General features: G+C 55.1%; 13 protein-coding genes. 7 read left to right on the forward strand and 6 right to left on the reverse strand.

Going from position 1 to position 13537, the window contains the following annotated elements:
• Positions 1 to 180 precede the first annotated feature (180 nt).
• The 4 genes from nadC to hofC all read left to right on the forward strand — a co-directional run bounded on the left by nadC (position 181) and on the right by hofC (position 4271).
• A complete protein-coding gene (gene nadC, locus ACTJKZ_RS16590) occupies positions 181 to 1077 on the forward strand; it encodes a carboxylating nicotinate-nucleotide diphosphorylase (RefSeq protein ID WP_285088445.1) in 897 nt (298 codons plus the stop codon).
• Between the two features lie 174 nt (positions 1078 to 1251).
• On the forward strand, positions 1252 to 1707 hold the full coding sequence (gene ppdD / locus ACTJKZ_RS16595) for a prepilin peptidase-dependent pilin (protein WP_285086439.1): 456 nt from the start codon (positions 1252 to 1254) through the stop codon (positions 1705 to 1707).
• Positions 1694 to 3079: a type II secretion system protein GspE gene (gspE, locus tag ACTJKZ_RS16600; protein ID WP_161731599.1), complete on the forward strand. Its 1386-nt coding sequence runs from the start codon at positions 1694 to 1696 to the stop codon at positions 3077 to 3079. Before ppdD ends, gspE begins: the two co-directional genes overlap by 14 nt.
• Positions 3072 to 4271 (forward strand): protein transport protein HofC, encoded by a 1200-nt coding sequence (gene hofC, locus ACTJKZ_RS16605; protein ID WP_161731601.1) that lies wholly within the window; start codon positions 3072 to 3074, stop codon positions 4269 to 4271. Before gspE ends, hofC begins: the two co-directional genes overlap by 8 nt.
• A 25-nt stretch (positions 4272 to 4296) precedes the next feature.
• Here the strand turns inward: hofC and ACTJKZ_RS16610 are convergent, their stop codons facing one another.
• Complete coding sequence (locus ACTJKZ_RS16610; RefSeq protein ID WP_161731603.1) at positions 4297 to 5337, reverse strand: GMP reductase; 1041 nt, start codon at positions 5335 to 5337, stop codon at positions 4297 to 4299.
• A gap of 234 nt (positions 5338 to 5571) precedes the next feature.
• Between ACTJKZ_RS16610 and coaE the strand changes: the two genes are divergently transcribed.
• The 3 genes from coaE to yacG are packed head-to-tail and all read left to right on the forward strand — an operon-like array spanning position 5572 to position 7134.
• A complete protein-coding gene (coaE, locus tag ACTJKZ_RS16615) occupies positions 5572 to 6180 on the forward strand; it encodes a dephospho-CoA kinase (protein ID WP_161731605.1) in 609 nt (202 codons plus the stop codon).
• A 4-nt stretch (positions 6181 to 6184) separates the two neighbouring features.
• Positions 6185 to 6928 (forward strand): cell division protein ZapD, encoded by a 744-nt coding sequence (zapD, locus tag ACTJKZ_RS16620; protein ID WP_161731607.1) that lies wholly within the window; start codon positions 6185 to 6187, stop codon positions 6926 to 6928.
• Positions 6929 to 6936: 8 nt separating this feature from the next.
• Entirely contained in the window at positions 6937 to 7134 is a 198-nt protein-coding gene (gene yacG, locus ACTJKZ_RS16625) for a DNA gyrase inhibitor YacG (RefSeq protein WP_161731609.1), read from the forward strand.
• Between the two features lie 27 nt (positions 7135 to 7161).
• On the opposite strand, the gene mutT is transcribed toward yacG, so the two are convergent.
• From mutT to ftsZ, 5 genes are all read right to left on the reverse strand, one after another.
• Complete coding sequence (mutT, locus tag ACTJKZ_RS16630) at positions 7162 to 7557, reverse strand: 8-oxo-dGTP diphosphatase MutT (protein ID WP_161731611.1); 396 nt, start codon at positions 7555 to 7557, stop codon at positions 7162 to 7164.
• Between the two features lie 154 nt (positions 7558 to 7711).
• Positions 7712 to 10417, reverse strand: a complete 2706-nt coding sequence (gene secA / locus ACTJKZ_RS16635) for a preprotein translocase subunit SecA (protein ID WP_161731614.1) — start codon at positions 10415 to 10417, stop codon at positions 7712 to 7714.
• Positions 10418 to 10491: 74 nt separating this feature from the next.
• Complete coding sequence (secM, locus tag ACTJKZ_RS16640; protein ID WP_440829873.1) at positions 10492 to 10998, reverse strand: secA translation cis-regulator SecM; 507 nt, start codon at positions 10996 to 10998, stop codon at positions 10492 to 10494.
• Between the two features lie 301 nt (positions 10999 to 11299).
• On the reverse strand, positions 11300 to 12217 hold the full coding sequence (gene lpxC / locus ACTJKZ_RS16645) for a UDP-3-O-acyl-N-acetylglucosamine deacetylase (RefSeq protein ID WP_440829855.1): 918 nt from the start codon (positions 12215 to 12217) through the stop codon (positions 11300 to 11302).
• A gap of 101 nt (positions 12218 to 12318) precedes the next feature.
• Positions 12319 to 13473, reverse strand: coding sequence for a cell division protein FtsZ (gene ftsZ / locus ACTJKZ_RS16650; protein ID WP_003854738.1), 1155 nt, complete (start codon positions 13471 to 13473; stop codon positions 12319 to 12321).
• Between the last annotated feature and the right edge of the window lie 64 nt (positions 13474 to 13537).

Below are 13537 nucleotides of genomic sequence, written 5' to 3' on the forward strand. Positions count from 1 at the left end.
CACCAGGCTGAGAATAGCATGAATAATAAAGGATTCTTGCCTCTTAGTGTGTCGGTCCGGTGACATTAAATAGCCCATTGTTAAGGATACTAAACAAAATACCATCCGTTGCTGGAACCTGATGCCGGTTCAGGCTATTGTGACCGCCTCTGTCCTTTCTGTTTCTGGAGTAAAATGCCTATGTCATCCCGTGGTTATGATCCCGACAATCGCCGTCACGCACTGATTAAACGTAGTGAAAGTGACATTCCGGATGCGGTTGCGCTGGCGTTAAAAGAGGATCTCGGTGGTAAAATCGACGCTGAACGCGACATTACTGCGCAGCTGTTACCTGCTGAAACCCAGGCCCATGCGCAGGTCATCACCCGTGAAGCCGGTGTTTTCTGTGGTAAACGCTGGGTTGAAGAGGTCTTCATTCAGCTCGGCTCGCACGCGACCCTGATCTGGCATGTTGAAGATGGTGATCAGATCGAGGCTGACCAGTTGCTGTTTGAAATCGAGGGGCCTGCCCGGCTGCTGCTGACCGCCGAGCGAACGGCGCTTAATTTTGTGCAGACGCTCTCAGGCGTTGCCACCGAAGTCAGCCGCTATGTCGCGCTGCTGGCGGGAAGCCAGACGCAACTGCTGGACACGCGTAAAACCCTGCCCGGACTGCGGACTGCGCTGAAATATGCGGTACTGTGCGGCGGAGGCAGCAATCATCGCCTGGGTCTCTCTGACGCTTATCTCATCAAAGAGAACCATATTATTGCCAGCGGCTCGATTCAGCAGGCAGTGGAAAGAGCGCAATGGCTGCAGCCCGATGTGCCGGTTGAAGTTGAGGTGGAATCGCTGGAGGAGTTATGTCAGGCGCTGGAAGCGGAAGCCGATATCGTGATGCTGGATAACTTCAGCCTGGAAGCGATGCGTGAAGCCGTCGAACTCAACCAGGGGCGGACGCTGCTGGAGGTCTCCGGCAACGTCACCGAAACCACCCTGCCACAGATCGCCCTGACCGGCGTGGACTACGTCTCGGTCGGTGCGCTGACCAAGCATGTGCGGGCGCTGGATCTCTCGATGCGCTTTAAACAAAAATAGCCTGCCTCGCCGTCACTCAACACAGCGATTTTGCGATCCCGCTTCCGGCGCAGTTTCGACTGCGCTGTAAGTCTGAAATCTCTTCACATCATGCTTTCCAGTTCGCCGATCTCTGACTGTCTTTCACCGTCCCCGATTTTTACCCTGTCGCCTTCTTAATACGGAGACGATGTGATGAATTATCAACGTGGATTTACGCTGGTTGAACTGATGATTGTGGTGGGTATTGTGGCAATCTTAAGTGCCATCGGCCTGCCCGCTTATCAAAATTATCTGCAGCGTGCTGCCCTTACCGACATGCTGCAAACCATGGTGCCCTTTAAGACCGCCGTAGAGCTTTGCGCCATGGAGCGCGGCGGCCCGACGCAGTGCCAGGCCGGAAAAGCGGGTATTCCTGCCGCCAGAGGATCGCGCTATGTCTCGGCACTGAGCGTAACCAACGGGGTGATTACGCTGACTGGCCAGGAGAGTCTGAATGGCCTGAGTGTTGAAATGTTGCCAATCTGGGACAGCATAGAGGGCGGCATCAGCTGGCAACGCAGCTGCACCAGCAATAACACCAGCCTGCGGGACAATTGCCGGGAACAATTCCGCTTTGCGGATAAAGGAGCCAGCGATGAGCAAGCCTGATGAGACGATTATGGCATTATGCCAGCGCTATCGCGCTCTGGTTCTGCACCATGATGCCAGTCTGCTGCGCGTTGCCGTTGCGGAGAGCGTGCCGCCCGGACTGGCTGAAGCGCTCAATTTTGCCAGCCAGTGTCAGATTGAGATCGAATGCTGGCCGCAGGCCCGGCTTGACCAGCTCCAGCACGCTGATAAAGGGCTGGTGGCGCGCGAAGAGACACCCACCGAGTCAGCAATAGAAGCGACACAGCTCATCCTGCGTCAGGCACTGGAGCGACGGGCCTCCGATGTGCATATCGAACCCTGCCGCGAGGGTCTGCGTGTGCGACTGCGTATTGATGGCGTACTGCATCCGCTCTCTTCACTGCCTTTCACTCAGCCTGCGGCGTTGCTGGCACGACTGAAGATCCTTGGCGGGCTGGATATCGCCGAACGCCGGTTACCGCAGGATGGTCAGTTCAGCATGGAGATTGCCGGTAAACCCGCCTCTTTTCGCCTGGCGACCTTACCCATCTATGGTGGCGAGAAAGCGGTGGTCCGGCTGCTGCAGAGTGAAAGCGCGGCGCTGTCTCTGGATAAGCTCGGCTTACCGGCTGCCCAGTTGCGTCGGTTCTGTGCCGCACTGGCCCAGCCGCAGGGACTGATCCTGGTCACCGGCCCCACCGGCAGCGGCAAGACGTTTACGCTTTATAGCGGACTCAGTGCCCTGAATAAACCAGAAAAAAATCTGTGCAGCGTTGAAGATCCGATTGAGATTCCGCTGCCCGGCATTAACCAGACACAGATCCACACTAAAAACGGTCTTGATTTTAACCGTGTGCTGCGGGCGCTGCTGAGACAGGATCCGGATGTGATCATGGTGGGCGAGATCCGCGATGCCGAAACAGCGGAGATTGCGGTGAAAGCGGCGCAGACCGGGCATCTGGTACTGTCAACGCTGCACACCAACTCCACCGCCGAGACGCTGACCCGGCTGCGACAGATGGGGATTCCCGGTTATCTGCTGGGGTCGGCGCTGAAACTGATTGTTGCGCAGCGTCTGGTGCGGCGCCTCTGCCCCCATTGCCGTCAACCCGCTGAGGCGGTGGCGCACTATCCTGCGGAACTCTGGCCCGGCACCCTGCAAACCTGGCGGGCGTCCGGGTGCGACCACTGCTTTTCCGGTTATTTTGGCCGGCTGGCGCTGTTTGAACTTCTGCCGATCAATGCCAGACTGCAGAATGCGATTGCAGCCGAGATGCCGCTGGAGAATCTCCTCAATCTGGCGAAACAGCAAGGATTGCGCACTTTACTGGTTTCCGGCCTGGAAGCGGTAAGCCGGGGCGATACCTCGCTGGAAGAGATGCAACGGGTGATTGGGCTGGACGATGGCTAACGCAGCTTTATTCAGCTGGCAGGCGGTCGACAGCCAGGGCCAGTTACTCAGTGGTCAGCTACTGGCTGTCGACACTGACAACCTGCTACTCATCCTGGAGCAGCGCGATCTTCTGCCGGTGAGCTGGAAGCGGGAAAAAATCTGGCGTCAGAGGGACTGGACGTGGCAGCACAAAACCGATCTGATTCGTCAGCTGGCTACCCTGCTCAAAGCGGGCCTGCCACTGGCAGAAAGTCTGGCTTTACTGGCTGAGGGGCATCCTCATGCAGGCTGGCGGGCTCTGATGCTCGCCCTTCATCATCGGGTACTCAGCGGTGCCCCTTTTTCACAGGCTTTGCGTGAATGGCCGCAGATTTTTCCGCCGCTCTACCCGGCGCTGATGGAAGTGGGCGAACTGACGGGGCAGCTGGATGTTTGCTGCAGTGAGTTGGCTCAGCAGCAGATCCGCCAGCAGCAGTTATGGCATCAGGTGGCAAAGGCGTTACGCTATCCGCTCTTCATTCTGCTGGTGGCAATCGCTGTCACCTGCGGCATGTTGCTGTTCGTGCTGCCAGAGTTCGTTGCGGTGTATGACTCTTTTGACGCGCCTCTGCCCGCTTTTACAGCCACGGTCATGCAGTTATCTGCCGCACTTCAGGAGTGGGGAGCGGTGTTAGCCATCGGCGTATCGCTGATGCTGGTGGCCTGGCATCAGTTACGACGACGCTCTGTGGGCTGGCAACGCCGTGAGCAGGCGATTTTCCTGCGCATCCCGCTGCTTTCCGGGTTATGGCGTGGCACGCAGCTGACGCAGATCTACACCATTCTGAATCTGACACAGCGAGCCGGGTTAACGCTGTTACAGGGACTGGCTGCTGTTGAAGTCACGCTCTCCTCATTACTCTGGCGAGAAGCGATGACCGGACTGCAGCAGCATATTGCCCAGGGGAGTCCTCTGCATCAGGCGCTGATGCAGCATCCGCTGTTCACGCCCTTATGTGGTCAGTTGGTTCGGGTTGGGGAAGAGGCGGGCGCACTGGATTTGATGCTGGCCCGGCTGGCGGAATGGCATGAGGCAGAAACACGAGAGCGCGCTGACACACTGGCGGCGTCGCTGGAACCGATAATGATGGTGGTGATTGGCGGCATTGTCGGCACGCTGGTGATTGCAATGTATCTGCCGGTGTTTGGGCTGGGGGATGTAATGCATTAAGGGGCGCGGGCTGCGCCCCGGATGCCTATCGGTTGAAGACCCGGTTCTCCTGCTCGTTAACGCGGATAAAGGTCGTGCGCTTGGTCAGCTCTTTCAGGCGCTCCGCTCCGACGTAAGTACAGGCAGAACGCAGTCCACCCAGAATATCGCGCGCGGTGTCAGCGACCGGCCCCCGCAATGGCAGTTTCACCGTTTTACCTTCGGCGGCACGGTACTGGGCGACACCACCAACGTGACGCTTCATCGCTGATTCGGAACTCATGCCGTAAAAGAGCATAAAGCTTTCGCCATTCTCTTCGACGACCTGCCCTTCACACTCATCATGTGCTGCCAGCATGCCACCCAGCATCACAAAGTCAGCGCCGCCGCCAAAGGCTTTGGCAATATCACCCGGCACGGAACAACCGCCATCACTGACAATCTGTCCGCTTAAGCCATGCGCCGCATCGGCACACTCAATGACTGCAGAAAGCTGCGGATAGCCCACGCCGGTTTTCACCCGGGTTGTACAGACCGAACCCGGGCCAATACCGACTTTGACGATATCCGCGCCGGAGAGGATGAGCTCCTCTACCATTTCGCCTGTGACCACGTTTCCGGCACAGATAGTTTTAGTCGGGAAGGTTTCACGTGCACGCTGCAGGAAATCGACAAAATGCTGTGAGTAGCCGTTGGCCACGTCAATGCAGATAAACTGCAGATCGTCAGACAGCGCCATAATCGCGACCAGTTTAGTGAGGTCGGCTTCTGACGTGCCGGTTGAAACCATCACATGTTTCAATACCGTCGCGGGGACGCGCTGAATAAACGCCCGCCAGTCGTCTGCGCTGTAATGCTTATGGACGGCAGTGAGGATATTGAAGCTGGCCAGCGCCTCAGCCATTGAAAATGTGCCGACGGTATCCATGTTGGCGGCGATGATCGGTACGCCGCTCCAGCTGAGACCTGAATGTCTGAAGGTAAAGCTGCGCTCAAGCTCAACCTGTGAGCGACTTTGCAGCGTTGAACGTTTGGGGCGGATCAAGACATCTTTAAAGCCCAGTTTCAAATCTTCTTCAATACGCATAAACAGTGTCCTGGTAAGTGGCAATGAATCGTCGTTCACGAAGTAAGCACAGCTCCAGTGACGTTATGATACGCGCCTCTCGCTGCGCGACAAGACTGCGAATTACACTTTATTTACGCTACAATCCGTTAAATTTAGTTGTGCTTTATCGGTGTGATCTGCCGCGCATTTTTGCCTTTTTTAGCCAGATCATTACCCTGAACCTATGTCGGAATATGAAGTCAGGTGAGAAACATGCCCTATATCGTCGCGCTTACAGGGGGAATCGGCAGTGGAAAGAGTACGATTGCCCAGGCATTCGCCGCGTCTGGTGTGGAAATTATTGACGCTGACCTGATCGCCCGAGAAGTTGTTGAACCTGGCACGCCCGCTTTGCAGGCTCTTCAGGCACGCTATGGCGCGTCAATCGTGACGGATCAGGGAATGCTTGATCGTAAACAGCTTCGCGACATTATTTTTCAGCAGCCGGAAGAGAAAAGCTGGTTAAACGCGCTGCTCCATCCGCTGATTAACGCCCGGACACGAGAACTGATCGCCCAGGCCACCTCACCTTATGTGCTCTGGGTGGTGCCATTACTGGTGGAAAATCAGTTACAGCACCAGGCTGATCGGGTGCTGGTAGTCGATGTTGATGAGGCAACGCAGTTAGCGCGCACCCAGCAACGTGACCATCTTTCCGTCGAACAGGCGAAACGTATTCTTGCCGCACAGGCCACGCGCCAGCAGCGCCTCGCCTGTGCCGACGACATTATTGATAACAGTGGCGAGCCCGACGACGCCTTGCCACAGGTTGCCGAACTCCATCAGCGCTATCTCAGGCTGGCGGCAACGAAACAGGATTAATACCATGAGCACACCCGTTCTGTTTGAACACCCACTGAATGAAAAAATGCGAACCTGGTTACGGGTTGAGTTTTTGATTAATCAGTTAGATGAAACGACACCACTGGATAAAACCGTTAATGCGCTGACCTTTTTTCGCCTGATTAGCGAGCTGCTCGATATTTTTGAGCGCGGCGATATGCGGACAGAACTGTTGAAAGAGCTTGAGCGCCAGCAGCAAAAATTACGGGCGTGGGCTGACGTGCCCGGCGTCGATATGACGCTGGTGGATGCCCTGCGCGATAAGATCAAAATTCAGTCAACGCAGTTGATGAATGCCCCACGTATGGGCCAGCAACTCCGCGAGGATCGTCTGATTGCCCTGGTGCGGCAGCGTCTGAGCATCCCCGGTGGATGCTGCAGCTTTGATTTGCCGGGCCTGCACATCTGGCTCCATCTGCCGCAGGAAGCACGCGATGCGCAGGTCGAAGCCTGGATGTTGACGCTGGAGCCACTGCATCATGCGCTGGCGATGATACTGGATCTGATCCGCCAGTCTGGCGCGTTTCATGTGCAGACCAGCCTTAATGGTTTTTATCAGGATAATGCCGAAGGCGCCGATCTGCTGCGACTGCAGTTGTCGCTGGAGGATGCGCTCTATCCACAGGTGTCCGGACATAAAAGCCGCTACGCCATTCGTTTTATGCCGCTTGATAGTGAGCGTGGTGAAGTTCCGGCCCGCCTTAATTTTCAACTGGCCTGTTGTTAGAGGTAAAAATGCAGCAAGAAGTGATGACCGTTTCCTGTCCGCAGTGCGGCAAAGATGTGATCTGGGATGAGCTCAGCCCGTGGCGCCCTTTTTGCAGTAAGCGCTGCCAGCTCATCGATTTAGGGGAATGGGCCGCAGAAGAAAAACGCATTCCCAGCAGCAACGACATGAACGACAGTGACAACTGGAGTGAAGAAGATCGTTGATAAGATGGGGCGCACTGCCCCATTCAGTCAGAGTTCGCCCGCGACCAGTCGCGCAATCAGCTGGTGATTCGCGGGTGGAAACTCCTCCGCCACCAGCGCATGCTGATCAACCCAACGCTGTGGCTGACCCTCTTTGCCCCACGGCTCGCCGTTCCACCCTTCAACCAGAAAGAAATGCAGCGTTACGCGCAGATCGTCATAGCTGTGGTCTGCATGACCAATCGGGCGCGCCTCAGTGACGTCAATCCCGGTCTCTTCGTGTAGCTCCCTGATCAGTCCCTGTTCGGCGCTTTCGCCCGCTTCAATCTTACCGCCAGGAAACTCCCACTTGTTCGCCATGTAAGAGCTTGCCGCGCGCTGGGCAAGGAAAATCTGTTTATTGGCATTGCGAATGATGCCAACTGCAACCTGCAGGTGCTTCATGGAAACTATCCGGTCGTCATAGGTGAATGAAGGCTGATTCTAGAGCATGCCGGAGCGGAAGTTAACCGCTTTAGCTCAGCGCTGGCGCAGAGATTACGTTAGCAGAGCGCATAAAAAAAGGAGCCATTGGCTCCTTTTTCATCAGCATTCAGTCTCAGGCAATACGGCCATGGCACTGTTTGTACTTTTTGCCGGAACCACATGGGCAGGGGTCGTTGCGGCCGACTTTGCGTTCGCCACTCTGCTCCGCCACAGGCTCGGCTGCCAGCAGATCTTCTTCTACATGGCTTAGCTGCTGTTGCTGCGCCAGACGTTCAGCTTCCTCACGACGCTGTTGCTCCATCGCTTCAACTTCTTCTGGCATACGCACCTGCACTTTGCTCAGCGTACTGATCACTTCATATTTCAGTGATTCAAGCATCGCAGCAAACATGGCGAAGGATTCACGCTTGTACTCCTGCTTAGGATCTTTCTGCGCATAGCCGCGCAGATGAATACCCTGACGCAGGTAGTCCATCGCCGCCAGATGCTCTTTCCACAATGAATCCAGCGTCTGCAGCATCACGCCTTTTTCGAAGTTGCGCATCATCTCTGCGCCAACGATCTGCTCTTTCTCAGCGTAGCTTTCCGTGGCGTGGGTCATGATGCGCTCACGCAGCACTTCTTCGTGCAGGTCAGGCTCTTTATCCAGCCACTCTGCAATCGGCAGGTTCAGATCGAAGTCAGCACGCAGACGCTCTTCCAGGCCTGGCACGTCCCACATTTCTTCCAGCGACTGTGGCGGAATGTAGGTATCAATCGTCACTTTGTAAACATCGTGACGAATGCTGTTAATGGTTTCGCTAACATCAGACACATCCAGCAGCTCATTACGCTGACTGTAGATTGCGCGACGCTGGTCATTCGCCACATCATCATATTCCAGCAGTTGCTTACGAATATCGAAGTTACGGCTTTCAACTTTGCGCTGTGCATTGGCAATCGCTTTGGTGACCCATGGATGCTCAATCGCTTCGCCTGGCTTCATGCCCAGTTTACGCATCATGTTGGAGACGCGGTCTGAGGCGAAAATACGCATCAGCGCATCTTCCATCGACAGGTAGAAACGCGAAGAACCGGCATCACCCTGACGGCCGGCACGACCGCGCAGCTGATTATCGATACGACGTGATTCGTGACGCTCAGTACCGACAATGTGCAAACCACCTGACGCCAGCACCGCATCATGACGAATCTGCCATGCCGCTTTGATCTCTTCGATTTGCGCTTCAGTTGGCTCTTCCAGTTCAGCCACCTCGGCATGCCAGCTACCGCCCAGCATAATATCCGTACCACGTCCGGCCATGTTGGTGGCAATAGTGACCGCACCCGGCTGACCGGCCTGCGCCACGATATCCGCTTCGCGGGCGTGGAATTTGGCGTTCAGGACGTTATGTTTGATACCGGCACGGGTCAGTTCGTTAGAAACCACTTCTGATTTTTCAATCGAGATGGTTCCCACCAGCACTGGCTGACCGTTGGCAGTACGCTCACGGATATCTTCGATAATGGCATCGATCTTCTCTTTCTCGGTCATGTAGACCAGGTCGGCCAGATCTTTACGCACCATCGGACGGTTAGTCGGCACCACAATGGTGTCGAGCTTGTAAATAGAGCTGAATTCAAACGCTTCAGTATCGGCAGTACCGGTCATACCGGCCAGCTTCTCGTAAATACGGAAGTAGTTCTGGAAGGTGATAGAGGCCAGCGTCTGGTTCTCGTTCTGAATCTCAACGCCTTCTTTCGCTTCAATCGCCTGATGCAGACCATCGGACCAGCGACGGCCCTGCATGGTACGGCCGGTGTGCTCATCAACAATCACCACTTCGCCATCTTTCACGATGTAATCAACATCGCGGGTAAAGAGTGCGTGCGCACGCAGCGCCGCAGTGACGTGGTGCATCAGCATGATGTTGGTCGGTGAGTAGAGAGACTCGCCTGCTTCCATGATGCCCTGGCTGACCAGCAGCTCCTCCACTTTCACCAGACCACGCTCAGACATATGAGCCTGACGCGCTTTCTCATCAACCCAGAAGTCGCCTTCACCCTGATGGGTTTCGGTATCTTCTTTATCCTGGCGTACCAGATGAGGGATGATTTTGTTCACTTTGGTATAAAGCTCAGAACTGTCTTCTGCCGGACCGGAGATAATCAGCGGCGTACGCGCTTCATCGATCAGGATGGAGTCGACCTCATCCACCAGCGCATAGTGCAGTTTACGCTGCACGCGCTCTTCCGGGCTGAAAGCCATGTTGTCGCGCAGGTAATCAAAGCCATATTCGTTGTTGGTGCCGTAGGTAATATCAGCAGCGTAAGCTTCACGCTTCGCCACCGCTGGCAGACCCGACATGTTGATACCGATGCTTAACCCCAGGAACTCAAACAGTGGACGGTTGTTTTCCGCATCACGCTGTGCCAGATAGTCGTTGACGGTCACGACGTGAACGCCTTTGCCAGAGAGTGCATTCAGATAGGCTGGCAGCGTTGCGGTCAGGGTTTTACCTTCACCGGTACGCATCTCAGCGATGCAGCGGTCGTTCAGCACCATGCCGCCGATCAGCTGCACGTCGAAGTGACGCATACCGAACACACGTTTACTCGCTTCACGCACGGTCGCGAACGCTTCAGGGATCAGGCTTTCCAGCGATTCACCTTTTTTCAGGCGCTCGCGGAACTCGTCGGTTTTCGCTTTCAGTTCATCGTCAGAGAGCTTCTCAAAATCGGGCTCCATCTTATTGATGACGTCCACCACTTTGCGCATACGGCGCAGCGTACGATCGTTACTGCTACCAAAAACCTTGGTCAATATTTTGCTTAACATAGTAAATATATTCTCAATTCAGCCGGCGCATTCCGGACTGCGAAATCTAAACAGAGTGAATAAAACCAAAAATATTAGCAGAACAATCGGGCGGGTCCGGCGCGAATGCCATGCACACTGGCATGCCATTCTACCCATGAGCGGGTAGCGGCCATGAAAAGAGGGGGGGCAGATATCTGCTGCGGTGCAGTGTGCAGCGCAGAATGTGATGTCAGTAAATTATGCAGTGAGTCAATCAGCGCCAGCTTTTGTGCCGCCAGCGGTAATTGCTGTTGCTCCGCCTGCACCTGAGGTGCCAGCGTGAAAGAGAGGTGACGGATAACGGTACGGATGGCGTGCTGATGCCAGTAATCCACGCTGAAGCTCGGTCGCCGGGATGCTTCCTTAAGCCGGATTAAATGATCAAAGCGGGTAGCATTGCCCAGAAAGAGACTGCTGGCCGGCGATTCAGACGAGGCGTTGAGTTCGGAGCTTTGCGCACAGGCTGGCAGGCCAAAGCTGGCCGCTACCATCCCTAACAGGAGATGGGGCCAGAAGTAGCGTCTACCTAATTGTCGCCAGCGCAGAAGAATCCCGATCACAACCTTTCCATCGCGCATGCTCTGTTGCGCTCTTGTTTTCTGGTACCCGCCGCGAGCCGCAACGGATTTCGGCCTGTAAAAGCGCCACAGATAGTAACATTAATGTGGGGCATCCACACCTGGGATTAAAGAGGCGGCGAGAGAAAACGCGTGTAATTGTTCAGCAATTCAGCAGAAAAGACAACGCTTTGCGGGCGAGGTCGCCGTTATCAGGTGTGTTATGGAAGGCAATAAAAAAACGGCTGGTGCCACTGACCGGAGAGGGTGTCAGCATAACCAGCCGTTTCACGTTCTGGGGTAATTAAGCCAGAACCAGGTTCGGTGCTTTGAATGCCAGCGGCAGTTCGGCTTCGTCTTCGAAGGTTGCCCATTCCCAGGCTTCCTGCTTAGCCAGAACTGCTTGCAGCAGCTTGTTGTTCAGCGCGTGGCCCGATTTGAACGCAGTGAATGCGCCAATGATGTTGTGACCACACATAAACAAGTCGCCAATCGCGTCCAGCATTTTGTGACGGACAAACTCATCTTCAAAACGCAGACCTTCTTCATTCAGTACGCGGAAATCATCCAGACCTATCGCACAATCTAAGCTACCGCCCAGGCACAGGCCTTTAGACTGCAGATATTCGATTTCACGCATAAAGCCAAATGTACGCGCCCGGCTGATTTGACGAACAAAGGCGTCAGCAGAGAAGTTCATCGCATAGCGCTGTGAGCTGGAATCGATAGCCGGGTGTTTGAAGTCGATGGTGAAATCGAGTGAAAAACCGTTATACGGTTTGATCTCAGCCCATTTGTCACCCTCTTCCACACGCACGGTCTGCTTAACACGCACAAATTTCTTCGCGCTGTTGAGCTGCTCGATGCCCGCATCCATCAGCAGATAGATAAACGGTGCTGCGCTGCCATCCATGATCGGGATTTCTGGCGCATCGACTTCAACAATAATGTTGTCAATACCCAGACCCGCCAGGGCGGCATTAAGGTGTTCAACCGTTGAAATACGCACGCCTTCATCGTTCACCAGGCAGGTACTCAGCATGGTGTCGCGCACGTATTTTGCATCAGCCGGAAAATCTACCGGTGGATTCAAGTCGGTGCGACGATAGATGACCCCGGTATTAGCCGACGCAGGGCGTAATATCAGTGTGACTTTTTTGCCGGTATGTAAACCGACACCAGTCGCCTGAACAATACGTTTTAATGTCCTTTGTTTGATCATCGCATTATCTCGCAGTATCACCTTTCCGACCGCCAGTATACTTTACCAGCGGACAGACACTTTAGCACAAAGAGCGGAGAATCCCAATTATAGGGTTAATCCTAGTCGGCCTGTTTACGTAAAAAGGCCGGAATATCAAGATAGTCTGGCTCTTTATTCGACTGCGCAGCCTGGTCGTTAACGACTTTGGCAGCAGGCTTCTGCTCCTGCGGCAGCGGTGACATACCGTGCTGCTGATAGCGATGATCCATCACAGGCTGACTGGCTGGCTTGTTCGTCACCAGGGTGATTTCCGGACGCTTGTCCATACCGATACCGGTTGCCACCACGGTAACGCGCAGTTCATCGTTCATTTCCGGATCCAGCGACGTACCGATTACCACGGTCGCGTTGTCAGAAGCGAAGGCGCGGATAGTGTTACCCACGGTTTCGAACTCATCCAGACGCAGGTCGAAGCCCGCAGTAATGTTGACCAGCACGCCACGGGCACCTGACAGGTCGATATCTTCCAGCAGCGGGCTGGAGATCGCCATTTCAGCCGCTTCTTCCGCACGATCTTCACCGCACGCCACGCCTGAACCCATCATTGCATAGCCCATTTCGGACATCACTGTACGCACGTCAGCAAAGTCGACGTTCATCAGGCCCGGACGGGTGATCAGTTCGGCGATACCCTGTACTGCGCCTTTCAGCACGTCATTGGCCGCGCCAAACGCATCCAGCAGGGAAATGCCACGACCCAGCACTTTCAGCAGCTTGTCGTTTGGAATGGTGATCAGTGAATCGACATGCTTGGAGAGTTCAGCGATCCCCTGCTCGGCAAACGCCATGCGTTTCTTGCCTTCGAAGTTGAATGGCTTGGTGACAACTGCCACCGTCAGGATACCGAGATCCTTGGCCACTTCAGCGACCACAGGCGCTGCACCGGTACCGGTGCCGCCGCCCATGCCTGCTGCGATGAAGACCATGTCTGCCCCTTCCAGCGCAGCCCGCAGTGCTTCGCGATCTTCTTCTGCAGAGTTACGGCCCACTTCCGGGTTCGCACCCGCACCCAGACCTTTGGTAATGTTATTACCGATCTGGATGGTCTGGCCGACAGCTGTTTTACGCAGCGCTTGCGCGTCGGTATTCACAGCAAAGAATTCCACACCTTCGATACGTTCGCGTACCATGTGCTCTACGGCGTTACCGCCGCCGCCACCGACGCCGATGACTTTAATCACCGCGTCGTTGGTTAATTCCATAGGTTCAAACATGATTTCTCTCCGTTATGTGCCTGTCGCCTGGAGATCACTAAAGAAAACAGCATGATCCCCTTTC

This window comes from Pantoea sp. 22096, assembly GCF_052045955.1.
GTDB classification, from domain to species: Bacteria; Pseudomonadota; Gammaproteobacteria; order Enterobacterales; family Enterobacteriaceae; genus Pantoea; species Pantoea alfalfae.

Coding starts and splice junctions, on each gene's coding strand:
- ftsZ (WP_003854738.1), bottom strand. CDS start 13,473: ATGTTTGAACCTATGGAATTAACCAACGACGCGGTGATTAAAGTCATC.
- zapD (WP_161731607.1), top strand. CDS start 6,185: ATGAGCACACCCGTTCTGTTTGAACACCCACTGAATGAAAAAATGCGA.
- yacG (WP_161731609.1), top strand. CDS start 6,937: ATGCAGCAAGAAGTGATGACCGTTTCCTGTCCGCAGTGCGGCAAAGAT.
- hofC (WP_161731601.1), top strand. CDS start 3,072: ATGGCTAACGCAGCTTTATTCAGCTGGCAGGCGGTCGACAGCCAGGGC.
- lpxC (WP_440829855.1), bottom strand. CDS start 12,217: ATGATCAAACAAAGGACATTAAAACGTATTGTTCAGGCGACTGGTGTC.
- coaE (WP_161731605.1), top strand. CDS start 5,572: ATGCCCTATATCGTCGCGCTTACAGGGGGAATCGGCAGTGGAAAGAGT.
- nadC (WP_285088445.1), top strand. CDS start 181: ATGTCATCCCGTGGTTATGATCCCGACAATCGCCGTCACGCACTGATT.
- gspE (WP_161731599.1), top strand. CDS start 1,694: ATGAGCAAGCCTGATGAGACGATTATGGCATTATGCCAGCGCTATCGC.
- secA (WP_161731614.1), bottom strand. CDS start 10,417: ATGTTAAGCAAAATATTGACCAAGGTTTTTGGTAGCAGTAACGATCGT.
- ppdD (WP_285086439.1), top strand. CDS start 1,252: ATGAATTATCAACGTGGATTTACGCTGGTTGAACTGATGATTGTGGTG.
- ACTJKZ_RS16610 (WP_161731603.1), bottom strand. CDS start 5,337: ATGCGTATTGAAGAAGATTTGAAACTGGGCTTTAAAGATGTCTTGATC.
- mutT (WP_161731611.1), bottom strand. CDS start 7,557: ATGAAGCACCTGCAGGTTGCAGTTGGCATCATTCGCAATGCCAATAAA.